At 71.9% G+C, this 24305-nt stretch carries 20 protein-coding genes, 1 tRNA gene and 1 riboswitch; of the genes, 17 read left to right on the top strand and 4 right to left on the bottom strand.

Translation table 11 applies throughout. From position 1 onward, the window contains the following. Nucleotides 1–54: 54 nt before the first annotated feature. On the bottom strand, nt 55–573 hold the full coding sequence (locus ACZ6IM_RS13355) for a hypothetical protein (protein WP_469556568.1): 519 nt from the start codon (nt 571–573) through the stop codon (nt 55–57). A gap of 204 nt (nt 574–777) precedes the next feature. Here ACZ6IM_RS13355 and ACZ6IM_RS13350 point away from each other — a divergent pair, with 204 nt between their 5' ends. The 14 genes from ACZ6IM_RS13350 (at nt 778) to ACZ6IM_RS13285 (ending at nt 17585) form a co-directional block, all read left to right on the top strand. Next, nucleotides 778–2811: an N-6 DNA methylase gene (locus ACZ6IM_RS13350; RefSeq protein ID WP_469556566.1), complete on the top strand. Its 2034-nt coding sequence runs from the start codon at nt 778–780 to the stop codon at nt 2809–2811. Between the two features lie 132 nt (nt 2812–2943). Next, nucleotides 2944–3513, top strand: a complete 570-nt coding sequence (locus ACZ6IM_RS13345) for a hypothetical protein (protein ID WP_469556564.1) — start codon at nt 2944–2946, stop codon at nt 3511–3513. A gap of 38 nt (nt 3514–3551) precedes the next feature. Then, complete coding sequence (gene pkaE, locus ACZ6IM_RS13340) at nt 3552–5042, top strand: serine/threonine protein kinase PkaE (protein WP_469556798.1); 1491 nt, start codon at nt 3552–3554, stop codon at nt 5040–5042. Nucleotides 5043–5202: 160 nt separating this feature from the next. Further along, on the top strand, nt 5203–5853 hold the full coding sequence (locus ACZ6IM_RS13335) for a SurA N-terminal domain-containing protein (protein ID WP_052842183.1): 651 nt from the start codon (nt 5203–5205) through the stop codon (nt 5851–5853). 76 nt (nt 5854–5929) lie between these two features. After that, on the top strand, nt 5930–6907 hold the full coding sequence (locus ACZ6IM_RS13330; protein WP_469556562.1) for a nucleoside triphosphate pyrophosphohydrolase: 978 nt from the start codon (nt 5930–5932) through the stop codon (nt 6905–6907). After that, nucleotides 6904–8223 (top strand): cytochrome P450 family protein, encoded by a 1320-nt coding sequence (locus ACZ6IM_RS13325; protein ID WP_052842181.1) that lies wholly within the window; start codon nt 6904–6906, stop codon nt 8221–8223. Before ACZ6IM_RS13330 ends, ACZ6IM_RS13325 begins: the two co-directional genes overlap by 4 nt. Before the next feature lie 143 nt (nt 8224–8366). Next, nucleotides 8367–9407, top strand: a complete 1041-nt coding sequence (locus tag ACZ6IM_RS13320) for a transglycosylase family protein (protein ID WP_469556559.1) — start codon at nt 8367–8369, stop codon at nt 9405–9407. A gap of 183 nt (nt 9408–9590) precedes the next feature. Then, nucleotides 9591–9757, top strand: a riboswitch (cyclic di-AMP (ydaO/yuaA leader). Nucleotides 9758–9760: 3 nt separating this feature from the next. Continuing rightward, complete coding sequence (gene rpfA, locus ACZ6IM_RS13315) at nt 9761–10498, top strand: resuscitation-promoting factor protein RpfA (RefSeq protein ID WP_052842179.1); 738 nt, start codon at nt 9761–9763, stop codon at nt 10496–10498. A gap of 272 nt (nt 10499–10770) precedes the next feature. Beyond that, nucleotides 10771–12051, top strand: a complete 1281-nt coding sequence (gene eno, locus ACZ6IM_RS13310; RefSeq protein WP_469556557.1) for a phosphopyruvate hydratase — start codon at nt 10771–10773, stop codon at nt 12049–12051. Between the two features lie 95 nt (nt 12052–12146). After that, nucleotides 12147–12629 (top strand): cell division protein DivIC, encoded by a 483-nt coding sequence (divIC, locus tag ACZ6IM_RS13305; RefSeq protein ID WP_052842178.1) that lies wholly within the window; start codon nt 12147–12149, stop codon nt 12627–12629. Nucleotides 12630–12696: 67 nt separating this feature from the next. Next, nucleotides 12697–13236, top strand: coding sequence for a DUF501 domain-containing protein (locus ACZ6IM_RS13300; RefSeq protein ID WP_052842177.1), 540 nt, complete (start codon nt 12697–12699; stop codon nt 13234–13236). Then, nucleotides 13233–14228, top strand: coding sequence for a Ppx/GppA phosphatase family protein (locus ACZ6IM_RS13295; RefSeq protein WP_469556555.1), 996 nt, complete (start codon nt 13233–13235; stop codon nt 14226–14228). Before ACZ6IM_RS13300 ends, ACZ6IM_RS13295 begins: the two co-directional genes overlap by 4 nt. A 388-nt stretch (nt 14229–14616) precedes the next feature. Beyond that, a complete protein-coding gene (locus tag ACZ6IM_RS13290) occupies nt 14617–16032 on the top strand; it encodes an NAD(P)/FAD-dependent oxidoreductase (protein WP_052842174.1) in 1416 nt (471 codons plus the stop codon). A 236-nt stretch (nt 16033–16268) separates the two neighbouring features. Then, nucleotides 16269–17585, top strand: coding sequence for a class I SAM-dependent methyltransferase (locus tag ACZ6IM_RS13285; RefSeq protein WP_052842218.1), 1317 nt, complete (start codon nt 16269–16271; stop codon nt 17583–17585). 68 nt (nt 17586–17653) lie between these two features. Here ACZ6IM_RS13285 and ACZ6IM_RS13280 read toward each other — a convergent pair whose 3' ends face one another. Together ACZ6IM_RS13280 and ACZ6IM_RS13275 are read right to left on the bottom strand one after the other, a co-directional pair. Further along, entirely contained in the window at nt 17654–20185 is a 2532-nt protein-coding gene (locus ACZ6IM_RS13280) for an ABC transporter permease (RefSeq protein WP_469556552.1), read from the bottom strand. 55 nt (nt 20186–20240) lie between these two features. Then, nucleotides 20241–21011, bottom strand: a complete 771-nt coding sequence (locus ACZ6IM_RS13275; RefSeq protein ID WP_052842172.1) for an ABC transporter ATP-binding protein — start codon at nt 21009–21011, stop codon at nt 20241–20243. Between the two features lie 405 nt (nt 21012–21416). Between ACZ6IM_RS13275 and ACZ6IM_RS13270 the strand changes: the two genes are divergently transcribed. The 3 genes from ACZ6IM_RS13270 to ACZ6IM_RS13260 all read left to right on the top strand — a co-directional run bounded on the left by ACZ6IM_RS13270 (nt 21417) and on the right by ACZ6IM_RS13260 (nt 23982). Then, nucleotides 21417–21500: transfer RNA gene (locus tag ACZ6IM_RS13270), tRNA-Leu, on the top strand. 220 nt (nt 21501–21720) lie between these two features. Beyond that, on the top strand, nt 21721–22890 hold the full coding sequence (locus ACZ6IM_RS13265; RefSeq protein WP_052842171.1) for a 4-hydroxybenzoate 3-monooxygenase: 1170 nt from the start codon (nt 21721–21723) through the stop codon (nt 22888–22890). A gap of 168 nt (nt 22891–23058) precedes the next feature. Beyond that, nucleotides 23059–23982, top strand: a complete 924-nt coding sequence (locus tag ACZ6IM_RS13260; RefSeq protein WP_052842170.1) for a Bax inhibitor-1/YccA family protein — start codon at nt 23059–23061, stop codon at nt 23980–23982. An 89-nt stretch (nt 23983–24071) separates the two neighbouring features. On the opposite strand, the gene ACZ6IM_RS13255 is transcribed toward ACZ6IM_RS13260, so the two are convergent. Beyond that, the gene (locus ACZ6IM_RS13255) at nt 24072–24302 is read right to left on the bottom strand and encodes a DUF4287 domain-containing protein (protein WP_052842169.1); all 231 of its coding nucleotides are present in this window, start codon (nt 24300–24302) and stop codon (nt 24072–24074) included. Between the last annotated feature and the right edge of the window lie 3 nt (nt 24303–24305).

Here is a 24305-nt window from a genome sequence, read left to right as displayed (position 1 = left end):
GGCGGGGCGTGACCAGGGCCGGATTCCCGGTCGGCGGTGAGCGCGGTCCGGTGCTCAGAACTGGCCGTTGCCGAGCAGTTCGCCGTCGGCGTCGTAGACCGTGACGAGGCCGTTCTCGCTGTCCTTCCAGTCGGCGAACGCGGAGGCGATGAGCTTGGCCGGGCCCGTGCCCTCGCCCATGATGCCGCCGGTGAAGTCGGTGTAGACGTCGGCGGCGTCGAGGATGTCGTTCTGCTCGTCGGCGCCCTGCACCTTGGTGACATGGGCGACGGCGTCCTTCTCCCCGGGCGTCCCGTTCTTCCGCACGAACGCCTGGAACTGCTCGGCCTGGGACGCCTTCTCGGTGGCCTTGTCCTCGGAGGGCTTCGCGCCGGACGCGCCGTCCGTCTTCGCGTCACCCTCCGTCTTCGCGTCACCCTCCGTCTTCGCGCCGTCCGCCGTCTCGCGCGAGCCGGCGGAGGTCCGGCTGTCGCCCTTGGTGTCGTCGTCCCCGTCGCCCGCGTTCGCCGACAGCGCGCCGATGACGGCGATCCCCACCACGGCACCCAGCGCGATCTTGGTCTTCATGCCCATGACGTCAGTCCTCTCCCCAGAGACAGATCAATCGACCGTGAACCGAAGTCCATCACCTCGGCCGGTTCGATGTGTCAATGAGACCAGAGCTTGTGAACCGAGTCAACACAGTTCACATCAGGATGCCAGTACACGCTGTGAATCGGTGTCTGATCGTGTTCCTCGGTAGGATCGGCGTCCCACACCAGGACGAGGGGGCCGACCGTGCAGGACAACGGGACAGAGGTGACCGCCGCCGGTATCGCCCGGCTCGCCGGGGTCGGCCGCGCCGCCGTCAGCAACTGGCGCCGCCGCCACGCGGACTTCCCCAAACCGGTCGGCGGCACCGAGACCAGCCCGTCCTTCGCCCTCGCCGACGTCGAGGCCTGGCTGCGCGCCCAGGGAAAACTCGCCGAGGTCCCCCCACGCGAACGCGTCTGGCAGCAACTCGTCGGCCATCCCGAGGGACCGGCCGCCGCCCTGGTGCACGCAGGCTGCGCCCTCCTGCTCGTCCACGACCGCCCGACCCTCTGGCTGGAGGCGAGCGCCGGCTCCGACGAACGCCTGGCCGCCCTGCTGCCCGCCGCCCTCGGCCAGGTGCTCGACGCCCGCTTCGGCCCCGGCCCCGAACGCGCCGTCACCACCCCGGCCGGCCCCGGGCTGCTGTCCTCCGCACCGCTCCTGCGCGGCGCCGCCGAACTCGCCGCCGGGCCGGGCGCCCGCAAGGCCTACGAGTTCCTGCTCGGCCGGCACCTCGACGCCAATCCGCGGCAGTACACGCTCACGCCGGACCCGCTCGCCGAGCTGATGGCCGAACTCGCCGGCCCCGCCCGCACGGTGCTCGACCCCGCTTGCGGCACCGGAAGCCTACTCCGCGCCGCCGCCCGGCCCGGGCAGGAGCTGTACGGCCAGGACAGCGACCCCGCACTGGCCGCCCTCACCGCGCTGCGGCTCGCCCTGAGCACGGACGCCGCCGTCCGGATCGCCGCCGGCGACAGCCTGCGCGCGGACGCCCGCACCGGCCTGCGCGCCGACACCGCGCTGTGCCACCCGCCGTTCAACGAGCGCAACTGGGGCCACGACGAACTCGCCTACGACTCCCGCTGGGAGTACGGCTTCCCGGCCCGCACCGAGTCCGAACTGGCCTGGGTGCAGCACGCCCTGGCCCGGGTCAGGGACGGCGGCACCGTCGTCGTCCTCATGCCGCCCGCCGCCGCCTCCCGCCGCTCCGGCCGCCGGGTCCGCGCCGATCTGCTGCGCCGGGGCGCGCTGCGCGCCGTGATCGCCCTGCCGGTCGGTGCGGCACCCCCGTACAACCTCCCCCTGCACCTGTGGGTGCTGCGCCGGCCCGAGCGGGCGCCGGCGCAACCCGGGCTGCTGCTCGCCGACGCGGGGCAGTTCGCCGGGGAGGGGCGCGGCGGACCGGACTGGCGGTCCGTGCGGGAGGCCGTGCTCGACGCCTGGGGCGCCTTCGACCGCACCGGACGGCTCGACGAACGGCCGGGCCTGGCCCGTTGCGTGCCCGTCATCGAACTCCTCGACGACGACGTCGACCTGGCCCCCGCCCGCCATCTGCCGCCCCCCGGCGCCACCGGCGACACCGGTCGGCTCGCGGACGTGCGCGAGCGCCTGGACGAAACCCTGCGGCTGACCGCGGAACTGGCTCCCGCGGCCCCCGGCACCGGCCGCCCCGCGCCCCACCGGCCGCTCACCACCGTCGGTGAACTCGCCCGCGGCGGCGCCCTCACCCTGCGCACCGGGACGAACGGCGGCCACGCGCGCGTACCCCTGCTCACCGACCACGACGTCCTCACCGGCACCGGCCCCTCGGGCACCCTCCCGGAGGGCGACGAGGAAGCCGTCCTGACCGAACCCGGCGACGTCGTCGTGCCCGTGCTCGGCGGCGGCTCCGTCGCGCGCGTGATCGACGCGGCCACGGCCGGTGCCGCGCTCGGACGCAACCTCGTGCTCCTGCGCCCCGACCCCGACGCCCTCGACCCCTGGTTCCTCGCCGGGTTCCTGCGCGGCACCGCCAACCACCGGCAGGCCAGCAGCTACGCCTCCACCGCCACCCGCCTCGACGTGCGGCGCCTCCAACTGCCCCGGCTGCCCCTCGACGCCCAGCGCGGCTACGGCGACCGCTTCCGCGCCCTCGACGAGTTCGAGCGCGCGCTGCGGCTCGCGGGCCGCCTGGGCGAGCAGTTGGTGCGCGGCATGTACGACGGGCTCACGGACGGCACGGTGGACCCGGGCCGGTGACCAGCGGAGAGCGGCCCGACAACGGTTCGGTACAACCGTGACCCGTTGTCCGTCCGGACCTATACGCTCGGACTCCCACTCCGAGCGGTCCGGTCCGTTCGGCACGTCGGCATCACCGGTCCAGGAGCAGTCATGTACGGCAACAGCGCCGGGCCGCCGCCCTCCCGCGGCGCGTCCACCGTCATCACCCTGCGCGTGCTGTACGCCGCCGCCGGTTTCCTGACGTGCGGGCTGCTCGCCTGCGTACCGCTGTTCCGGGTCGCCGTCCTGCGCGGCCGCTGGTACGACTGGACGGCCGCCTGGGTGAGTCTGCCCCTGTCCATCGCCTGTCTCGCCGTCGTCGGTTCGCTGCCCGAGACGGACCACCGGACGGACGTCGCGATGGCCGGGCTCCTGCTGATCGGAGCGGCGGCCGCCGCGTACTTCCTGGTGACCGACATACGGGTGCACGCCGCCCCGCGCCCCTTCGCCGGCCACCCGCCGCCCCACGCCCCCGTCGCGGGGCCGTACTACGGCCCGGCCCACCCGGTGCCACCGCACCCGGTGGCACCGTACGCGCCCGCCGCCCCCGTCGCCCCCGTCGCCCCGCCGCCGCAGCACCCCCCCGCCCCCGCCCGCATCGACCAGGTCCGCGCCGAACTCGACGAGCTCAGCGACTACCTGCGCCACCACGACGGCGGCCACCAGCAGGGCGGAAGGTGACCGTGGCGACGGGACGCGTCGTCGCCGGCCGGTACGAGCTGTCCACGCTCATCGGCCAGGGCGGCATGGGACAGGTCTGGACGGCCTACGACCGGCGCCTGGACCGGCGCGTGGCGGTGAAGCTGCTGCGCCCCGACAAGGTGGCCGGCCAGGAGGCCGACGAACTGCGCCGCCGGTTCGTGCGCGAGTGCCGGGTGACCGCACAGGTCGACCACCCCGGCCTGGTCACGGTGCACGACGCGGGCAGCGAGGGCGAGGAGCTGTTCCTCGTCATGCAGTACGTCGACGGCGCCGACCTCTCCGACCACCTCGCCGAGCACCAGCCCTACCCGTGGCAGTGGGCCGTCGCGGTCGCCGCCCAGCTGTGCGCCGTACTGAGCGCCGTGCACGCCGTGCCGATCGTCCACCGCGACCTCAAGCCGCGCAACGTCATGGTCAAGCAGGACGGCACCGTCACCGTCCTCGACCTCGGCGTCGCCTCCGTCATGGACGCCGACACCACCCGCCTCACCCACACCGGCACCCCCATCGGCTCGCCCGCCTACATGGCGCCGGAGCAGGCCATGGGCGGCGCCGTCGGCCCGTACACCGACCTCTACGCCCTCGGGGTGCTGCTGCACGAACTGCTCAGCGGCGACGTTCCGTTCGCCGGTTCCACGGCGCTCGGCGTGCTGCACCGGCACCTGCACGAGCCCCCGCTGCCGGTGCGCCGCATCCGCCCGGAGGTCCCGGAGGCGCTCGAGGCCCTGGTCCTGCGCCTGCTCGCCAAGGACCCGCAGCACCGCCCCGACTCCGCCCAGGAGGTCTACGAGCACCTCGCGCTGCTGCTGCCCGCGCGCGGCATGCCCACCGGCGGCCCCCTCGACCCCACCCGCCCCTTCGTACGCCCGCACGCCCCCTGGCCCGACCGCGCCCGCACCCCGGCGCCGCAACCGGCGCCCGTACCGGCCGCCGCCGAGGCCGGGAAGCCGGACGTCGCCCGCGCCGTCGACGACGTCAAGCGACTCCTGGGCGAGGGCCGCATCACCCAGGCCGTCGACATCCTCGGCGCGATCCTGCCCGCCGCCGCCGAGCAGCACGGCGAACGCTCCCCGGTCGTGCGCACCCTGCGCAAGCAGTACGCGGCGACCCTCCTGGACGACGGCCAGTACCGGCGCGCCCTGCCCGAACTGCGCCGCCTCGCCGACGAACGCGCCGCCGAGGCCGGCCAGGCCGACCCGCAGTCCCTGCGCCACCGCTACGACGCCGCCCAGTGCCTCGAACAGCTCGGCGAACCGGCCGCCGCCCTCGCCGAGTACCGGGCGCTGCTGCCGTACTACGAGAACCAGTACGTCGCCGGCGACCCCGACCTCGCCCACGACGTCCGCCGCCGCATCGGCCACCTCCTGCTAGCCCTCGGCGACCGCGCCGGCGCCCACGACACGCTGGCCCGGCTGCTGCACGACGTGGAGCGCGTCCACGGCCCCGGCCACCCGCTCGCGGCCGACATCCGGCGCACCCTCCAGTGGCTCGGCCAGGTGCGCGGCTGACCACCGGCCGGCCACCGCCGCCGGAGGCCGGGCGCGAGGCGGTGCCCGAAGTCCTGATGAATCGTTGGTCCAATGGGTTGGCCAGAGCCGGGCCACTGCCTAACATCGATCACCGCAAGACTTTGTGCACCGTCGCACAATCTCCAAACGGGAGGTACCCTTGCACCGCCGCCGCCGTCGCCCCGCGCTTCTCCTCACCGCCGCGATCGCCGCAGCGGCACCCCTGCTCACCGCCTGCGGCAACGACGCGCATCCGGGCGCGGCGGCCGTCGTCGGCGACCAGCGGATCACCGTCGCCCAGCTGGAGAACCGCGTCGACGAGGTGCGCGAGGCACAGCGCGCCGCCGTCCCGGACGACACCCAGTACCAGCAGGTCGTCGCCCGGACCGGCACCCTCACCCGCGACACCCTGCACGGCATGGTCCTCGACCGGGTGCTGCACCGCGCCGCCCAGGACGCCGGAGTGACCGTCAGCCGCAAGGAGGTGCAGGGCATGCGCGGCGAGCTGGAGGAGCAGGCCGGCGGCCCCGAGCAGCTGGAGACCGTCTGGCTCCAGCAGTACGGCGTCGCCCCCGACCGCCTCGACGACAACCTCCTCGTCCAGCTGGAGGCCCAGAAGCTCGCCCAGAGCCTCGGCACCGACACCAGCCGGCCCGAGTTCTGGCAGGCCCTGTCCGAGGCGTCCAAGAAGCTCGACGTCGACCTCAACCCGCGCTACGGCACCTGGGACGTCCAGAAGAGCAGCCGCGTCGACACCCGGACGCCGTGGGTGCGGGAGATCACGGCGGCGGGCTCCCAGCAGCCGGCGTAGCACCGCTGACCAGCGGCGATACGGCCCCCTGTGGACAACTCGGGGGGCCGTGGGCGGCGTGCGTTAGGTTCGGGGAGTGAACGCAACCACCGCCGACGCGACCGCCCCCGGCCCGGGCCGCATCGTCCTGCTCACCACCAGCCACCGGGTCGCCCCCGGCCTGCTGTCCTGGCCCGCCTGGCAGACCCTGCGCACCGCCGACCGCGTCCTGTGCGCCGACGGAGCCCATCCCCAGCTGCCGTACCTGCGCGAGGCGGGCATCCGCGTCGACGAGGCGGCCCCGACCGCCGAGGAGCTGGTGGACGCCTGCGCCGGCGGCCGCACCGCGGTGGTCGTCGCGACCGGCGAGGGCGAGCCCGCGCTCACCGACTCACTGGCCCGCCTCGCCGGGTCCGGCCGCGTCTCGATGCCCGAGCTGGAGCTGCTCCCCGCCTCCTACGACCTCCCGGGCGCCCGCCTCCTCGACCTCGTCCAGGTCATGGACCGGATCCGCCTCGAATGCCCCTGGTCGTCCCGGCGCACCCACGAGGGCCTGGCCAAGTACGCGATCGAGGAGGCGTACGAGCTGGTCGAGGCCATCGAGGACGGCGACCGCGACGAGTTGCGGGAGGAGCTGGGCGACGTGCTGCTCCAGGTCGTCTTCCACGCCCGTATCGCGGAGGAGGACCCCGACGCCCCGTTCTCCGTGGACGACGTGGCCGGCACCATCGTCGACAAGCTCGTCCACCGTCACCCGCACGTCTTCGGCGACGAGAGTGCCGACACCCCCGAGGAGGTCCGGGAGCACTGGCTGCGCACCAAGGCCGCCGAGAAGCAGCGCACCTCGGTCACCGAGGGCGTCCCCCTCGGCCAGCCCGGCCTCGCCCTCGCCGCCAAGCTCCACTCCCGCGTCCGCACCGCCGGCCTGGACGTCCCGCTGCCCTCCGGCGAGGGCGTCGGCTACCAGCTGCTCGCCCTCGCGGCCCGCGCCGAGTCCGAGGGCACCGACCCCGAGGCGGCCCTGAGAGCGGCGGCCCGGACCTACCGGGACGCGATCAGGGCGGTCGAGGGATGACCGGCCGTCCGCCCGTCCCCGGTGCGGCTTCCGGCCCCGCCCCCGAGCTGTTCACCTGGGAGTTCGCCAGCGACCCCTACCCGGCCTACGCCTGGCTGCGCGAGCACGCCCCCGTGCACCGCACCCGGCTGCCCAGCGGAGTGGAGGCCTGGCTGGTCACCCGGTACGCCGACGCCAAGCAGGCCCTCGCCGACCCCAGGCTGTCCAAGAACCCGGCGCACCACGACGAGCCGGCGCACGCCAAGGGCAAGACCGGCATTCCGGGGGAGCGGAAGGCCGAGCTGATGACCCACCTGCTGAACATCGACCCGCCGGACCACACCCGGCTGCGCCGACTGGTCAGCAAGGCGTTCACACCCCGCCGGGTGGCCGAGTTCGCGCCCCGGGTGCAGGAGCTGGCCGACGGCCTCATCGACCGGTTCGCCGCCACCGGCTCCGCCGACCTGATCCACGAGTTCGCCTTCCCCCTGCCCATCTACGCCATCTGCGACCTGCTCGGCGTCCCCCGCGAGGACCAGGACGACTTCCGGGACTGGGCGGGCATGATGATCCGTCACGGGGGTGGCCCGCGAGGCGGGGTGGCGCGGTCGGTCAAGAAGATGCGCGGTTACCTCGCCGACCTCATCCACCGCAAGCGAGCGGCGCTGCCGCCCGGGCCCGCCCCCGGCGAGGACCTCATCTCCGGCCTCATCCGAGCCTCCGACCACGGCGAGCACCTCACCGAGAACGAGGCCGCCGCGATGGCCTTCATCCTGCTGTTCGCCGGTTTCGAGACCACGGTCAACCTCATCGGCAACGGGGTGTACGCCCTGCTCACCCACCCCGAGCAGCGGACCCGGCTCCAGGCCTCCCTCGCGGCAGGCGAGCGCGGCCTGCTGGAGACCGGCGTCGAGGAACTGCTGCGCTTCGACGGCCCGGTGGAGCTGGCCACCTGGCGCTTCGCCACCCGGCCGCTGTCCATCGGCGGACAGGACGTCGCGGCCGGCGACCCCGTCCTCGTCGTCCTCGCCGCCGCCGACCGGGACCCGGAGCGGTTCACCGACCCGGACACCCTGGACCTCGCCCGCCGCGACAGCCAGCACCTCGGGTACGGCCACGGCATCCACTACTGCCTCGGCGCCCCGCTCGCCCGGCTGGAGGGACAGACGGCGCTGGCCACGCTCCTCACCCGGCTGCCGGACCTCCGCCTCGCCGCGGACCCGGCCGAACTCCGGTGGCGCGGCGGCCTCATCATGCGCGGTTTGCGCACCTTGCCGGTGGCGTTCACGCCGTCGGCGTCATCGGCCGGGAACGCTTCGTCGCCGACGCAAAAGTGACACGCGCTCAACTTTGTGATCTTCACGTGATCTGCGCGGCATGAACTTGTGACAAGCGATGATCTCCCTATACGTTCACGGATCAACGTGGTGTCGAGCGTCATCCGCCGCGTGGTCCCCGTCGTCTCGTGAAAGGTCGTCGCATGCTCTCCGGGAACGGTCGTCACCGCCGCCCCCGCCAGGCACCCGCTCTGGTCGTCGCCGCCGGAGTGACCGGCTCCGCCATCGCGATCCCGCTGCTCGGCGCGACCGGCGCCCACGCGGCCGACTCGGCGAACTGGGACCAGGTCGCCGAGTGCGAGACCGGCGGCGCCTGGAGCCAGAACAGCGGCAACGGGTACTACGGCGGCCTGCAGCTGTCCCAGGATGCCTGGGAGCAGTACGGCGGTCTCGACTACGCCCCCAGCGCCGACCAGGCCAGTCGCTCCCAGCAGATAAGAATCGCCGAGAAGGTGCATGCGGCCCAGGGCATCGCCGCATGGCCGACCTGCGGTCTGCTCGCCGGCCTCGGCAACGACTCCGGGACCACGGGCGGCGGCTCGGACGCGGCCGGTGACGGGGCGTCGGAGGGTTCGGGGACCTCGGGGGAGACGGACACCACCAAGTCGTCCGAATCGCCCACGACCACCAAAACGCCCGAGTCGTCCGGGTCATCCGGTTCGACCGACTCGTCCGGAGCGGCCGGGGCGCCGGAGTCGACTTCGGGAGCGTCCTCTTCGTCCCCTTCGCCCTCTTCTTCGAAGTCGTCTGACGCTTCGTCCGACGGCTCCGACGGCTCGGGCGCCGCATCGAGCGGCTCGTCCGGTGACGCGGACCAATCCGCCAAGCCGGACACTTCGTCCGAATCCGACGCCTCCGCCAGTGCCGAACCGCGGGAGACCGAGGGCTCGTCCGGCGCCGGCCGGCACCGCGGCGACAGTGCGGAGGAGGGCGCCGCCAAGGAAGGCCTCACGGACACCGCGGCGGGGCGGCACGCCTCGCGCGACGGTGGCGCGCGAGAGGCCGCGGGCAACCGTTACGTCGTCCGCACCGGCGACAGCCTGTGGGCCATCGCCGACTCCCTTGAGGTCGACGGCGGATGGCACACGCTCTACGCCGACAACGAGACCGTCGTCGGTGCCGACCCCGACCACATCCTGCCCGGTCAGACGCTCACGGTCACGGGCGAATCGGGCGAAAAGTAGGGGGAGTTCACGTCACGGTTAGAGACCGTATGTCCCTTTTGGATCTCGTGAGAGATAGGTCTCAGAAGCCGTGATCGTCTTTGAAAATCCGCGGAGCGCGTGTCTACGGTCATGACCGCTCGCCACCGCGGGCCCCGACAGCCGCAACGCCGAATCCTGCCAGCGGCCGTACGGGAACAGTCGTCGCGTCGAGCGCCGAAGGCAGGAGCGGGGGACCCAAGGTAAGCGCCGCACCGGGCAGTTGAGCCGGAGCGGCTAGGGGTGAAGCCGAGTTCCGCGAGGAACCCGGCCGGGCAACTCAACCGGCCCGAACCCGACAGCTCACCTCGCAGGCGTCGGTGAGGGGATCAACCATGCTGTTTTCCGGCAAGGGCAAGCACCGTCGTCCGTCCAAGGCCACCCGTGTCATCGCCGTCGCCGGCGTCACCGGTGCCGCCGTCGCCGCCCCGCTGATGGCGGCCGGCAACGCCTCCGCCGCCACCGCGTCCGAGTGGGACGCCGTCGCCCAGTGCGAGTCCGGCGGCAACTGGTCCATCAACACCGGCAACGGTTACTACGGCGGTCTGCAGTTCTCCGCCTCCACCTGGGCCGCCTACGGCGGTACGCAGTACGCCTCCACCGCCGACCAGGCGAGCAAGTCCCAGCAGATCCAGATCGCCGAGAAGGTGCTCGCGGGCCAGGGCAAGGGTGCCTGGCCGGTCTGCGGCACCGGCCTGTCGGGCGCCGCGTACACCGGTGGCGGCTCGCAGGACGGCGGCTCCGGCAGCTCCCAGAGCTCGCAGAGCCAGAGCAGCGGCTCCACCGCCGAGCGCTCCACCGAGCAGAAGGCCTCCCGCTCCTCCGAGCGTCCGGCCGCCGAGCAGAAGACCGAGAAGGCCGAGAAGGCCGAGAAGAAGACCGTCACCACCCCGACCGGCAAGAAGGTCGAGAAGGGCGACGGCGAGTACAAGGTCGTCAAGGGCGACACCCTCAGCTCGATCGCCGCGGAGCACGACGTCAAGGGCGGCTGGGCGAAGCTGTTCAAGCTGAACGACGACATCGTCGACGACGCCGACCTGATCTACCCGGGCCAGCAGCTGCACCTCAAGTAAGCGGCGGCCGCTCCCGCGACTCCCGCCCCGGTGCGTGTTCCCCCGTACGCACCGGGGCGGGATTTTTCGCGTCCCGCCCGCGCGGGGCACCCGCCCGGTTTCCGGGAACGTCTTTGTTCCGTTCGGAAACAATTTACTCTCGGTTCTGTCCAGCGGGTGGGCGATCGGCTGGCCGATCGCCCGGAGCCGGTTAGGCTCGGTCCCGCAGAGCCGCCGCGGTCCCGCGCGACCGCGCGTCACACCGAAGCGTCACATTGAAGAAGGAGATGCTCGTGCCGTCCATCGACGTCGTCGTAGCCCGGGAAATCCTGGACTCCCGAGGCAACCCCACGGTCGAGGTCGAGGTCGGCCTCGACGACGGCAGCACGGGTCGTGCCGCCGTTCCGTCCGGCGCCTCCACCGGTGCCTTCGAGGCCATCGAACTCCGTGACGGCGACCCGAGCCGTTACCTCGGCAAGGGCGTCGAGAAGGCCGTGCTGGCCGTCATCGAGCAGATCGGCCCGGAGCTGGTCGGTTACGACGCCACCGAGCAGCGCCTGATCGACCAGGCCATGTTCGACCTGGACGCCACCGACAACAAGGGCTCGCTCGGCGCCAACGCCATCCTCGGCGTCTCCCTGGCCGTCGCCCACGCCGCCTCCGAGGCCAGCGACCTGCCGCTCTTCCGCTACCTGGGCGGCCCGAACGCGCACCTGCTGCCCGTGCCGATGATGAACATCCTGAACGGCGGCTCGCACGCCGACTCCAACGTGGACATCCAGGAGTTCATGATCGCCCCGATCGGCGCGGAGTCCTTCTCCGAGGCCCTGCGCTGGGGCGCCGAGGTCTACCACACCCTCAAGAAGGTCCTGAAGAACAAGGGCCTGGCCACCGGCCTCGGCGACGAGGGCGGCTTCGCTCCGAACCTGGGCTCCAACCGCGAGGCCCTCGACCTCATCCTGGAGGCGATCAAGGAGGCCGGCTACACCCCCGGCGAGCAGATCGCCCTCGCGCTCGACGTCGCCGCGTCCGAGTTCTACAAGGACGGCTCCTACACCTTCGAGGGCAAGGAGCGCACCGCCGCCGAGATGACCGAGTACTACGCCGAGCTGGTCGAGGCGTACCCGCTGGTCTCCATCGAGGACCCGCTGTTCGAGGACGACTGGGACGGCTGGAAGACCATCACCGCCAAGCTCGGCGACAAGGTCCAGCTCGTCGGCGACGACCTGTTCGTCACCAACCCGGAGCGCCTGGCCCGCGGCATCGAGGAGAACTCGGCCAACGCCCTGCTGGTCAAGGTCAACCAGATCGGTTCGCTGACCGAGACCCTGGACGCCGTGGAGCTGGCCCAGCGCAACGGCTTCAAGTGCATGATGTCCCACCGCTCCGGCGAGACCGAGGACGTCACCATCGCCGACCTGGCCGTCGCCACCAACTGCGGCCAGATCAAGACCGGCGCCCCGGCCCGCTCCGAGCGCGTGGCCAAGTACAACCAGCTGCTGCGCATCGAGGAGATCCTCGACGACGCCGCGGTGTACGCCGGCCGCAGCGCGTTCCCGCGCTTCAAGGGCTGACAGCCCGGTAGAAGGCAGCGTCGTACGTACGTCCCCGTACCCGGTCCCGTACCGTGTGCGGGGACGTACGCGCGTGCACGGGAGGCGGAGACCAGATGGCCGTGAAGGACCGGGACCGTTTCTCCACCGCGACCAGGATCCGGATCATCGGGGAACAGACCGCGGCCCGGGTCTACCGTTCGCAGACCAGGCGCCAGGCCCGGCGCTCCCGGCTGACCGGCCGGGCCGCGCTGCTCGCGATGGTGCTCTGCTCGCTCGTCGTGGCCCTCGCCTACCCGATACGGCAGTACGTCGCCCAGCGTGCCGAGATCGCCGATCTCCAGCGGGAGCAGCGGGAGACCCGGCAGCGGGTCGAGGACCTGCGCGACCTCAAGGCACGCTGGCAGGACGACGCCTACGCCGAGCAGCAGGTCCGGCTGCGGCTGCACTACGTGATGCCGGGGGAGACGGGGTTCGTCGTCGTCGACCCGGAGGCCGCCGAGCAGACCCGCGCAGAGGCGGGCGCCGCCGACCGCCCCTGGTACCGGAACGTGTGGGACGGGGTCGACAAGGCCGACGCCGCCGCCCACCGGCGGTGAACCGACCCCGGCGGCCTCTCCGGCCTCTCCGGCAGTGACTCAACAGGAAGACCAGCAGAAGACAGTCATGCAGACTCCCCCGCCGACCACCCCGCGCACCGAGCCGACCGACGCGGACGTGGCGGCCTTCAAGCAGCAGCTCGGACGCCCCCCGCGCGGCCTGCGCGCCATCGCGCACCGCTGCCCGTGCGGCCAGCCGGACGTCGTGGAGACGGCGCCGCGGCTGCCCGACGGCACGCCCTTCCCCACGCTGTACTACCTGACGTGCCCGAAGGCGGCCTCCGCCATCGGAACGCTGGAGGCGAACGGCGTGATGAAGGAGATGACCGAGCGGCTGGGCACCGACCCGGAGCTGGCCGCCGCCTACCGCGCCGCGCACGAGGACTACATCCGGCGCCGCGACGAGATCAAGGAGCTGACCGGCTTCCCGAGCGCGGGCGGCATGCCGGACCGCGTGAAGTGCCTGCACGTGCTGGTCGCCCACTCGCTGGCGGCCGGTCCCGGCGTCAACCCGCTGGGCGACGAGGCGATCGCGATGCTGCCCGAGTGGTGGCGCAAGGGTCCGTGCGTGACGGTCCCCGGGACCGAAGGGGAGGACGTCCAGTGACCCGGGTGGCCGCCGTCGACTGCGGTACGAACTCCATCCGGCTCCTGGTGGCCGATCTGGACCCGGACACGGGCGCGCTGACCGACCTGGACCGGCGGATGACCATCGTGCGGCTCGGCCAGGGCGTCGACCGCACCGGCCGGCTCGCGCCCGAGGCGCTGGAGCGGACCTTCGCCGCCTGCCGGGAGTACGCGGAGGTCATCAAGGCGCACGGCGCCGAGCGGCTGCGTTTCGTCGCGACCTCCGCCTCCCGCGACGCGGAGAACCGGGACGACTTCGTGCGCGGGGTGCTGGACATCCTGGGTGTCGAGCCCGAGGTGATCTCGGGCGACCAGGAGGCCGAGTTCTCCTTCACCGGTGCCACGAAGGAACTGACCGGCCGCGCGGACCTGGACAAGCCGTACCTGGTCGTCGACATCGGCGGCGGTTCGACGGAGTTCGTCGTCGGCGACGACCACGTGCGCGCCGCCCGCTCGGTGGACGTCGGCTGCGTGCGGATGACCGAGCGGCACCTGGTGCGCGACGGCGCGGTGACCGACCCGCCGGCCGCGGAGCAGGTGGCCGCGATGCGGGCCGACATCGAGGCCGCCCTGGACCTGGCCGAGCGGACGGTGCCGCTGCGCGAGGCGCGCACGCTGGTGGGGCTCGCCGGGTCGGTGACGACGGTGTCCGCGATCGCGCAGGAGCTGCCGGAGTACGACTCCGCCGCCATCCACCACTCCCGCGTCTCCCACGACCGGGTCCGTGAGATCACCGACTGGCTGCTGCGCTCCACCCACGCCGAGCGCGCGGCGGTCCCCTCCATGCACCCGGGCCGGGTCGACGTGATCGCGGCCGGTGCCCTGACGCTGCTGGCGATCATGGAGCGGACGGGCGCGGAGGAGGTCGTCGTGAGTGAGCACGACATCCTCGACGGCATCGCGTGGTCGATCGCCCGGGGCCCTCGCGGTGATGGACCCGGTGGCGCGCGCCGTGGCGGTCTGAGCAGGTAGGACGACGTTTGAGCGGGCATCGGGGGGCCGCTCGGGCCCCTCGGTGACGCGCCGTCGGGAAAGTTCGTGAAGTTCTTCACAAGGAATTGGGCCCTGTCGGACGACGAAAGCGCGCCCGTTGACCCTTTTGGGCTTTCAACTGCCCTTTGAACGTGTTCAGGTCGGTGTCGCGAAGGGGTCCCGCAGAGCCCTCGCGGACGGGTGGTCCACCGTCCCGGAGGCGCGGAGGCGCAGCTCACGCGGCATTGACAACGGGGTGCTCTACACGCTGGTTCCTTCGCCCGCCATGATCTCCATCACGTGAGCGGCGGATGGTAGCACAGTACCCACCGAAGCTTGTGAAGGGGCGCACGATCGACCCCCCTCAACCGGGTGGATACTCGATGGCATGAGCACCACGGAGCGTCCCAGGATCCTCGTAGTAGGCGGTGGGTACGTAGGCCTGTACGCAGCTCGACGCATCCAGAAGAAGATGCGTTACGGCGAGGCGACCGTCACCGTCGTCGACCCGCGGTCGTACATGACCTACCAGCCCTTCCTCCCCGAAGCCGCCGCCGGCAGCATCTCCCCGCGGCACGTCGTCGTCCCCCTGCGGCGCGTGCTTCCGAAGGCGGAGGTCCTCACCGGCCGGGTCACCACCATCGACCAGGACCGCAAGGTCGCCACGATCGCCCCCCTGGTGGGCGAGGCGTACGAGCTGCCGTTCGACTACCTGGTCATCGCGATGGGCGCGGTCTCCCGCACCTTCCCGATCCCCGGCCTCGCCGAGCAGGGCATCGGCATGAAGGGCATCGAGGAGTCCATCGGCCTGCGCAACCACGTCCTGGAGCAGCTGGACAAGGCCGACTCCACCACCGACGAGGAGATCCGCCGCAAGGCGCTCACCTTCGTCTTCGTCGGCGGCGGCTTCGCCGGCGCGGAGACCATCGGTGAGGTCGAGGACATGGCCCGCGACGCGGCCAAGTACTATAACAACGTCTCCCGCGAGGACATGCGCTTCATCCTCGTGGACGCCGCCGACAAGATCCTCCCCGAGGTCGGCCCCAAGCTCGGCCAGTACGGCAAGGAGCACCTCGAGGGCCGCGGCGTCGAGGTCTACCTGTCCACCTCCATGGACTCCTGCGTCGACGGCCACGTGGTGCTGAAGAACGGGCTGGAGGTCGACTCCAACACCATCGTGTGGACGGCCGGCGTCAAGCCCAACCCGGCGCTGGCCCGCTTCGGCCTGCCGCTCGGCCCCCGCGGCCACGTCGACACCCAGGCGACCCTCCAGGTCCAGGGCACCGACTACATCTGGGCCGCGGGCGACAACGCCCAGGTGCCGGACCTCGTCGGCCGCAAGGCGGGCAACGAGAACGCCTGGTGCCCGCCGAACGCCCAGCACGCGCTGCGCCAGGCCAAGGTCCTCGGCGACAACGTGATCTCCGGTATGCGGGGCTTCCCGCAGAAGGAGTACAGCCACGCCAACAAGGGCGCGGTGGCGGGCCTCGGCCTGCACAAGGGCGTCGCGATGATCGTCATGGGCAAGATGAAGATCAAGCTCAAGGGCCGCCTCGCCTGGTACATGCACCGCGGCTACCACGGCATGGCGATGCCGACCTGGAACCGCAAGATCCGCGTCTTCGCGGACTGGACGCTCGGCATGTTCCTCAAGCGCGAGGTCGTCTCCCTCGGCGCCATGGAGACCCCGCGCGAGGAGTTCTACGAGGCCGCCAAGCCGGCCCCGAAGCCCGCCGCGCCGAAGGCCGCCGACCAGGGCGAGAAGGCCGCCAAGCAGGAGAAGACCGAGGCCAAGGCCTCCTGACCCCCGGTCGCCGCCGGCCGTAGCAGTCCCCAGCAGTACCCCCGAAGGGGCCGTCCGCCATCCGTGGTGCGGGCGGCCCCTTCGCGCTGTGCGTGGGCTGCGCCGTTGGAGCGACGAATCCGTTGGTGTGTACAGCTATTTTGCCGAGTCGTAACGCGCGCCGGGGACTGTACCGCGGGCTCCCAGGTGTTTACGTGGTGTTGGACATTCCGGGATCGCTCGTCACGGAGGACGCCATGGCTGACGCCGCGCTGCGGCTGCAGAACCTCTTCGAACAGTTGCTGGGAGCACCTCTCCCGGTGCGCATCCGCGCCTGGGACGGTTCGCAGGCGGGTCCGCCGGGCGCGCCGACCCTCGTCGTCCGCAACCGCAGGGCCCTGCGCCGCCTGCTGTTCAAACCGGGCGAACTGGGCCTGGCCCGCGCCTGGGTGGCGGGCGACATCGACATCGACGGGGACCTCTACACCACCCTCGGCCTGCTGGCCGGCCTCATCTGGGAGCGCGGCGAGGACGCCCGCGGTCTGGTCGAGGCGCTGCGCGACCCCGAGGTCCGGGCCGCCGTACGCGGCCTGGTGAGGCTCGCCGGGCCGCCGCTGCCGCCCGCCCCGCCGCCGGAGGAGGTCCGCCGGGCCCGCGGCCACCTGCACACCAAGCGCAGCGACAAGCGGGCCATCAGCCACCACTACGACGTGGGCAACGACTTCTACGAACTCGTCCTCGGCCCCTCCATGGTCTACTCCTGCGCCTATTGGCCCGCCCCGCCGGCCGAGGGCGGCACCCTGGAGGACGCCCAGCGCGACAAGCTCGAACTCGTCAGCCGCAAGCTGGACCTGAGCCCCGGTCAGCGCCTCCTCGACGTCGGCTGCGGCTGGGGCTCCATGGCGATCCACGCGGCCCGCGAGCACGGCGTCGGCGTCGTCGGCGTGACCCTCTCCCAGGAGCAGGCCGCCTACGCCCGCAAGCGGGTCGCCGACGAGGGGCTCACCGACCGGGTGGAGATCCGCGTCCAGGACTACCGGGACGTCGCCGACGGGCCGTACGACGCCATCTCCTCCATCGGCATGGCCGAGCACGTCGGCGCCGAGCGCTACCTGGAGTACGCCACCGATCTGCACAAGCTCCTCAAGCCCGGCGGCCGGCTGCTGAACCACCAGATCGCCCGCCGCCCCCAGCGGGACGAGTCCGCCTACAGCGTCGACGAGTTCATCGACGCCTACGTCTTCCCCGACGGCGAACTGGCCCCCGTCGGCACCACCGTCACCCAGCTGGAACGCGCCGGGTTCGAGGTCCGCGACGTGGAGTCCATCCGAGAGCACTACGCGCTCACGCTGCGCCGCTGGGTCGCCAACCTGGAGTCCGACTGGGCGGCGGCCACCCGGCTGGTCAGCCCCGGCCGTGCCCGGGTCTGGCAGCTGTACATGGCCGCCTCCGCGCTCGCCTTCGAACGCAACCGCATCGGCGTCAACCAGGTCCTCGCCGTGAAGACGCCCGACTCGGGCGCCTCCGGAATGCCGCTGCGCGCCCGCGTGTGGGGCGAGCCCGGCCGCGCCTGACCCCGCCGACCCGAAGGGCCGGGCCCCCGTGGGGAGCCCGGCCCTCTGTGTGCCCGGTGCGGGCGAGGTCACTCGGCCTTGATCGCGTTCAGCATGTTCAGCCGGGCGGCGTTGCGGGCAGGCCACAGGGCGGCCAGGACGCCCACCAGGCCGGCCAGCACCACGAAGATCCCGATCCGGTCCCAGGGCAGGACCAGCGCGTACCCGGGGATCTCCTCGGCGACGGTCTCGCCGATCGCCCAGCCGAGGAACGTGCCGAGACCGATGCCGACCACCGCGCCGAACACCGAGATGACGACGGCCTCCAGCCGGACCATCCGCTTGACCCGGCGCCGGTCCAGACCGATCGCGCGCAGCATGCCGATCTCCTGCTGCCGTTCGAAGACGGACATCGCGAGGGTGTTGACGACACCGAGGACCGCGATGATCAGGGCCATCGCCAGCAGGCCGTACATGACGTTCAGCAGGGTGTTGATGGCGCCGCCGAACTCGTCGCGGATGTCCTGCCGGTCCATCACGGTGATCGCGGGGTTGTCGCCGAGCGCGTCGACGAGGGCCTTCTCGTTCGCCGCGGACTGGCCGCCGTCGACCTTCACGAAGACCTGCTGGATGGACGGCTTCGCCTCGTGCCGGTCCACCACCTTCCGGTCGACGAGGACGGGGGAGAGGAACTCGCTGTCCTTGTAGACGGCGCCGACCGTCAGCGTGGCCTTCTCGTCGTCGTCGAAGGTGACGGAGACGGTGTCGCCGGGCTTCCAGCCCCTGCTCTCGGCCGTCTCCTCGGCGACCGCGATCCGGCCCTGGGCGAGCGAGCCCGCGCTGCCGCTGACGACGTCGACGGTCAGGACCTTCTCGATGTCGCCCGGGGTGACCGCCGACGCGGAGACGAAGTCGCCGTCGACCCGGAAGTAGGTGTCCTGCTGCGGCGACACCGCGGACACGCCGTCGGCCTTCTCCAGGGCCGTCAGCGCGGAGCGGTCGAGGTCGCCCCCGTTGGCCATCGAGACCATGTAGTCGGCCTTGATGTTGTCCGTGGTCATCTTGTCGATGGCCGTACCGACCGTGACGCCGAGCACCGACAGGCCGGTCACCAGCGTCAGCCCGATCGCCAGTGCCGAGGCGGTGGCGCCGGTGCGGCGCGGGTTGCGGACCGCGTTCTGGCCGGCCAGCTTGCCCGCCACCCCGAAGGGGCCGACGAGCACCGGACGGACGAGCGCGATCACGGGCCGGGACAGCAGCGGGATCAGGACGATCACGCCGATCAGCGCGAGGAACGCGCCCGCCCCGATGTACATCCGGCCGTCGTCGCCGCCGGTCGAGGCGCCCGCCACGATCCCCGCCGCGCCGAGGGCGGTGATGGCCGCGCCGATGGAGTTGCGCACCACCAGCGACTTGGTGGTGGCCACCGCGTGGACGCTGTTCATGGCCGCCACCGGCGGGATCTTCGCGGCCCGGCGGCCGGGCAGCCAGGCGGCGAACACCGTGATCAGCACGCCCACCGCGAACGCCGCGACCACCGGCGTGGCCGACAGCACCAGCGGGCCGTCCGGCATCTTCATGTCGGCCGCGGCCATGCCGGAGCGCAGTCCGACGGCCAGACCGACGCCGAGGGCGAAGCCGACCGCGGAGGCCACCAGACCCACCAGCGCGGCCTCGGCGAGCACCGAGCGGGTGACCTGCCTGCGGGACGCGCCGACGGCGCGCATCAGGGCGATCTCCTTGGTGCGCTGGGCGACCAGCATCGTGAACGTGTTGGAGATCAGGAAGACGCCGACGAACAGCGCGATGCCGGCGAAGCCGAGCAGGACCTGCTTGAGGTTGCCCAGGCCCTTTTCGATCTGGTCGGCCTGCTCGTCGGCGAGCGCCTGGCCGGTCTGGGCCTCGGCGGTGTCCGGCAGCAGCGGCTCGACCGCGGCCAGGATCTTGGCGTCGTCGGCGCCGGGCGCCGCGGTGACGGTGGCGTCCTCGAAGTAGCCCGGTTGGAGGTACTGCTTCTGGGCGACGGCGGTGTCGAAGAGGACGAGGCTGCCGCCCGCGTTGACGGCACCGTCCTCGGTGGTGAACACACCGCTGAGGGTGTACTCCCGCACCGGGCCGTTGGTCGCGACGCGCACCCGGTCGCCGACCTTGTACTCGCCCTTGCCGGCGGACTCCTCGTCCAGGGCGATCTGGTCGTCCTCCACCGGACCGGAGCCGTCGGTGAACGTGTACGCGGTGTCCTTGCCGTCCTTGCCCGGGGCGAAGTTGGAGCCCTTGTTGGACCAGCCGACGCCGATGAGCTTCCCGTCGGGGTCCGCGACGCCGGCGAAGCCCTCGACGCGGCCGTACACGCCGGCGACGCCGTCCACGGCGGAGATCCGGTCGAGGACCTTGCCGGAGAGGCCGGGCTCCTCCTTGGGGTTGTCCGGGTCGGCGTGCGAGGTGACGGCGACGGCGACGTCGTCGTAGCTCTTCGCCGACTGGTTGCGGAAGGCGTTGGAGAGGGTGTCGGCGAAGACCAGGGTGCCGGAGACGAACGCCACGCCGAGCATCACGGCGAGCACGGTCATCAACAGCCTGGCCTTGTGCGCGAAGACGTTGCGCAAGGCGGTACGGAACATGGGGGTCTTCTCTGTCCAGACGTACGGGGTACGGGGTGGGGGCGGACGGGGTGTGTCAGCTGGTGCGGCCCTTGGCGTCGAACCGCTTCATGCGGTCGAGCACCGAGTCGGCCGTCGGCCCGTACAGCTCGTCGACGATGCGTCCGTCCGCGAGGAAGACCACCCGGTCCGCGTACGCGGCGGCCACCGGGTCGTGGGTCACCATCACCACGGTCTGGCCCAGCTCCCGCACCGAGTTGCGCAGGAAGCCGAGCACCTCGGCGCCGGAACGCGAGTCGAGGTTTCCGGTCGGCTCGTCACCGAAGATGATCTCCGGCCGGGAGGCCAGCGCCCGCGCCACGGCGACCCGCTGCTGCTGCCCGCCGGACAGCTGGGAGGGCCGGTGCCCGAGGCGGCCGGACAGTCCGATCATCTGGATCACGGAGTCCAGCCACTGCTTGTCGGGCTTGCGGCCCGCGATGTCCATCGGAAGGGTGATGTTCTCCAGCGCGGTGAGGGTCGGCAGCAGGTTGAACGCCTGGAAGATGAAGCCGATCTTGTCCCGGCGCAGCTTGGTCAGCTGCTTGTCCTTGAGCGAGCCCAGCTCGGTCTCGCCGATGCGCACCGAACCGGAGGAGAAGGTGTCCAGCCCGGCGACGCAGTGCATCAGCGTGGACTTGCCGGAGCCGGAGGGGCCCATGATCGCGGTGAGCTCGGCCTGCCGGAAGTCGATGGAGACCCGGTCCAGGGCGACCACCTCGGTCTCGCCCTGGCCGTAGATCTTGGAAAGCTCCGTGGCGCGCGCGGCCACGAGGGTGGACCGGTCGGCGATGGGTGCGGTGGTCACGGGAAGGGCGCTCCTGTCGGTACGGCGGATGCTGTCGGCACGGTGTGCTCGGGACGTCATCCATCGTCCCGGCCGTACGGCGCCCTGTAGTCAGCCGCTGTTCCGGTTCGAGGGGGCGACTTCGGTCGGACGGGGCGGGCCGGTGTCATACCTGCGGATGACGGGCGACCCCGACCGCGGGGCGGGCGAGAACGGGGCGGGCGCCCTCGTCGAGACGGTGAAATCCCGTCATTCCGCATACAGGGCCGACGGTCGCGCGCAAGGCTGTTGGCAAGTGCTGTTGGCCTGCCCTGGTACCTGATGCTCCCTCAGGCGCCAATAAAATAAGACAACATCGGCCGTCCCGCCCGAGGCCGGGAGGTACGTCCCGATAGGCTCAGGCACGCGAAGCGGAGCCCATGGCCTGCCCGGATGGTGGAATGCAGACACGGCGAGCTTAAACCTCGCTGCCCCTTCGAGGGCGTGCCGGTTCAAGTCCGGCTCCGGGCACAACCACCGACCGCCACCGCCGCCGTGCGCGGGCCGTCGGCTGTCCCCACTCGGGTCGCCACCCTCTCCCCGCCTCTTCCCCATCTCTCCCGTTCCCTCCCGCAGACCGTTGACAGCGGTGCGCGTCGGACCGGAAACTCGTCCCACGTTGGTGAAGGAAATTTCACCACGCGAACATCGACTGGTTCGAGGCAACGACGCCGATCGAAGGGAACGACCGATGCGCACCACCGTCGGCATCATCGGGGCAGGCCCCGCCGGGCTCCTGCTCGCCCGGCTGCTGCACAACGCCGGGATCGACTCGGTCGTCCTGGAGAGCCGCGACCGCGGCTACGTCGAGCGCAGGCAGCGCGCCGGCATCCTGGAGCAGGGCACGGTGGACGTGCTGCGCGAGGCGGGGGCCGGAGAGCGGATGGACCGCGAGGGGATGCGCCACGACGGCATCGAGCTGCGGTTCGCCCGGCGCCGCCACCGCGTCGACTTCCCCGCGCTCACCGGCGGCAGGTCCGTCATGGTCTACGCCCAGACCGAGGTCTGCAAGGACCTCATCGCCCTCCAGCTCGAGGAGGGCGGCCCGCTGCTGTTCCAGGCCGAGGCGCTGGCCGTGGAGGGCGCGGAGACGGACCGGCCGCGCATCCGCTTCCGCCGCGAGGGCGCCGAGGACGTGCTGGAGTGCGACTACGTCGTCGGCTGCGACGGCTACTGGGGGGTCGCCCGGGCGGCCGTCCCGGACGGGCGGACCTTCGAGCGGACGTACCCCTTCGGCTGGCTCGGCATCCTCGCCGACGTCGCCCCCTCGCACGACGAGCTGGTCTACGCCCGCCACGACCGCGGCTTCGCCCTGCTGTCCATGCGCTCCCCGTCCGTCTCCCGCCTCTACCTCCAGGTCCCCGCCGACACGGACGCCGACAGCTGGAGCGACGAGGAGATCTGGGACGAGCTGGAGCGCCGCTTCGAGACCGACGACGACTGGAGCCTGCGGCGGGGCCCCATCACCCAGAAGTCGGTCACGCCGATGCGTTCCTACGTCCACGAGCCCATGCGGCACGGCCGCCTCTTCCTGGCCGGCGACGCCGCGCACATCGTGCCGCCCACCGGCGCCAAGGGCCTCAACCTCGCCGTCGGCGACGTGGTCACCTTCGCGCGGGCCCTGGCCCACCGCACCGCCACCGGCTCCGACGAACTGCTCGACGCGTACTCCGCGACCTGCCTGCGCCGCGTCTGGCAGGCCGAGCGGTTCTCGTACGACATGACGACGCTGCTGCACGCCGCCCCCGGCGCCACGCCCTTCGAGGACCGGCTCCAGCTGGCCCGCCTCGACCGGATCGCCTCCTCCCGCGCCGCCGAGACCGACCTGGCCGAGGCCTACACCGGGTTCCCGATCGGGTGAGCGGCGCCCGGCGGGCCGTGCCGCCCCGGCCGTGAGGGGAATCACTGATCGGCGTAGCGTGTTGAGCGGCAAGTCGAGGGAAAGATCCTCCCCAAGCAGTAGGGTCATTCCTTTGCCGTTCTATTACTCTTGAGCCAAGGCTGCGTCGTGTGGCCATGGAGGAGTGAAATGAGGAGCAGAAACCCGGTCTTCTCGCGACGGGGGTTCAGCCGCGACAACGGCTACGCGGGCTTCAACGCCGCGCCGCAGGCCGGGGGACCCGCCGTCGCCACGCAGGCCAACCCGTACGCGCAGGGCACCCAGGGCAACCCGTACGCCCAGCCGCCCGCCGGCAACCCGTACGCGCAGAACCCGTACGCCCAGCAGGACCTTCAGTACGGCGCCCCGCCGCAGGCGCCCGCCACCACCGGCCGGATGACGATGGACGACGTCGTCATCCGCACGGCGAGCACGCTCGGCGTCCTCGTGGTGACGGCCGCGCTCGCGTGGGCGCTGCTGCCCGTGGACGACGCCAACATCAACCGCTCGTACGGCATCGGTATCGGCGCCGCGCTGATCGGCATGGTCCTGGCGCTCGTCCAGTCCTTCAAGCGCAAGCCCACGCCGGCGCTGATCCTGCTCTACGCGGCGTTCGAGGGTGTCTTCCTCGGCGTCGTCTCCAGCGTCGTCGACAACCGCATCGCGGACGGCGCGGCCATGCAGGCCGTGATCGGCACGATGGCGGTCTTCGCCGGTGTGCTGGTCGCCTACAAGGCGGGCTGGATCCGCGTCAACCGGCGCTTCTACGGCTTCGTGATGGCCGCCGCGCTCGGCTTCGTCATCCTGATGATGGTGAACCTGCTGTTCGCGGTCTTCGGTGGCGGTGACGGCCTCGGCTTCCGCAGTGGTGCGCTCGGTGTCGTCTTCGGCATCGTCGGCATCATCCTCGGTGCCTGCTTCCTGGCCCTCGACTTCAAGCAGGTCGAGGACGGGCTCGCCTACGGCGCCCCGCGCGAGGAGGCATGGTTCGCCGCCTTCGGCCTCACGCTGACGCTGGTCTGGATCTACCTCGAGTTCCTGCGCCTCATCGCGATCTTGAACAGCAACGACTAGTCGGCGACGACCGGTCCGAGCAGAACGACCAGTGAAGGGCCCCGGGCTTCGTGCCCGGGGCCCTTCGTCGTCGTGTGGCCGGCGCCCGCTCACAGCAGGTTGCGGGCGGCCCTTCTCAGGTCGTACTCGTGGACGATCGCCTTCGCGTGGCCGTACGCGAGGTTGTGTTCGTGGCGGAGCCAGCTGACCTTCTCCTCGAAGCGGAAGAGGGCGGGGCCGTCCTCGACGGCGCGCAGCCAGTCGGAGATCTCACGGCCGGTGCACTGGGGGATACGGGCGAGCAGATTGCGATGGGTCTCCTCGGAGAAGACTTGGGACATCGG

It is taken from the genome of Streptomyces sp. NPDC042336, assembly GCF_055581985.1.
The sequence above is the reverse complement of the archived record's forward strand: the minus strand, read 5'-3'. Positions and strand labels throughout refer to the sequence as shown.

Excerpts from the sequence above, each read along its gene's own strand:
- ACZ6IM_RS13285 (WP_052842218.1), top strand. The coding sequence starts at position 16,269 with ATGGCTGACGCCGCGCTGCGGCTGCAGAACCTCTTCGAACAGTTGCTG.
- rpfA (WP_052842179.1), top strand. The coding sequence starts at position 9,761 with ATGCTGTTTTCCGGCAAGGGCAAGCACCGTCGTCCGTCCAAGGCCACC.
- ACZ6IM_RS13280 (WP_469556552.1), bottom strand. The coding sequence starts at position 20,185 with ATGTTCCGTACCGCCTTGCGCAACGTCTTCGCGCACAAGGCCAGGCTG.
- ACZ6IM_RS13325 (WP_052842181.1), top strand. The coding sequence starts at position 6,904 with ATGACCGGCCGTCCGCCCGTCCCCGGTGCGGCTTCCGGCCCCGCCCCC.
- ACZ6IM_RS13355 (WP_469556568.1), bottom strand. The coding sequence starts at position 573 with ATGGGCATGAAGACCAAGATCGCGCTGGGTGCCGTGGTGGGGATCGCC.
- ACZ6IM_RS13290 (WP_052842174.1), top strand. The coding sequence starts at position 14,617 with ATGAGCACCACGGAGCGTCCCAGGATCCTCGTAGTAGGCGGTGGGTAC.
- ACZ6IM_RS13345 (WP_469556564.1), top strand. The coding sequence starts at position 2,944 with ATGTACGGCAACAGCGCCGGGCCGCCGCCCTCCCGCGGCGCGTCCACC.
- ACZ6IM_RS13260 (WP_052842170.1), top strand. The coding sequence starts at position 23,059 with ATGAGGAGCAGAAACCCGGTCTTCTCGCGACGGGGGTTCAGCCGCGAC.
- ACZ6IM_RS13255 (WP_052842169.1), bottom strand. The coding sequence starts at position 24,302 with ATGTCCCAAGTCTTCTCCGAGGAGACCCATCGCAATCTGCTCGCCCGT.
- divIC (WP_052842178.1), top strand. The coding sequence starts at position 12,147 with ATGGCCGTGAAGGACCGGGACCGTTTCTCCACCGCGACCAGGATCCGG.
- ACZ6IM_RS13265 (WP_052842171.1), top strand. The coding sequence starts at position 21,721 with ATGCGCACCACCGTCGGCATCATCGGGGCAGGCCCCGCCGGGCTCCTG.
- ACZ6IM_RS13300 (WP_052842177.1), top strand. The coding sequence starts at position 12,697 with ATGCAGACTCCCCCGCCGACCACCCCGCGCACCGAGCCGACCGACGCG.
- ACZ6IM_RS13320 (WP_469556559.1), top strand. The coding sequence starts at position 8,367 with ATGCTCTCCGGGAACGGTCGTCACCGCCGCCCCCGCCAGGCACCCGCT.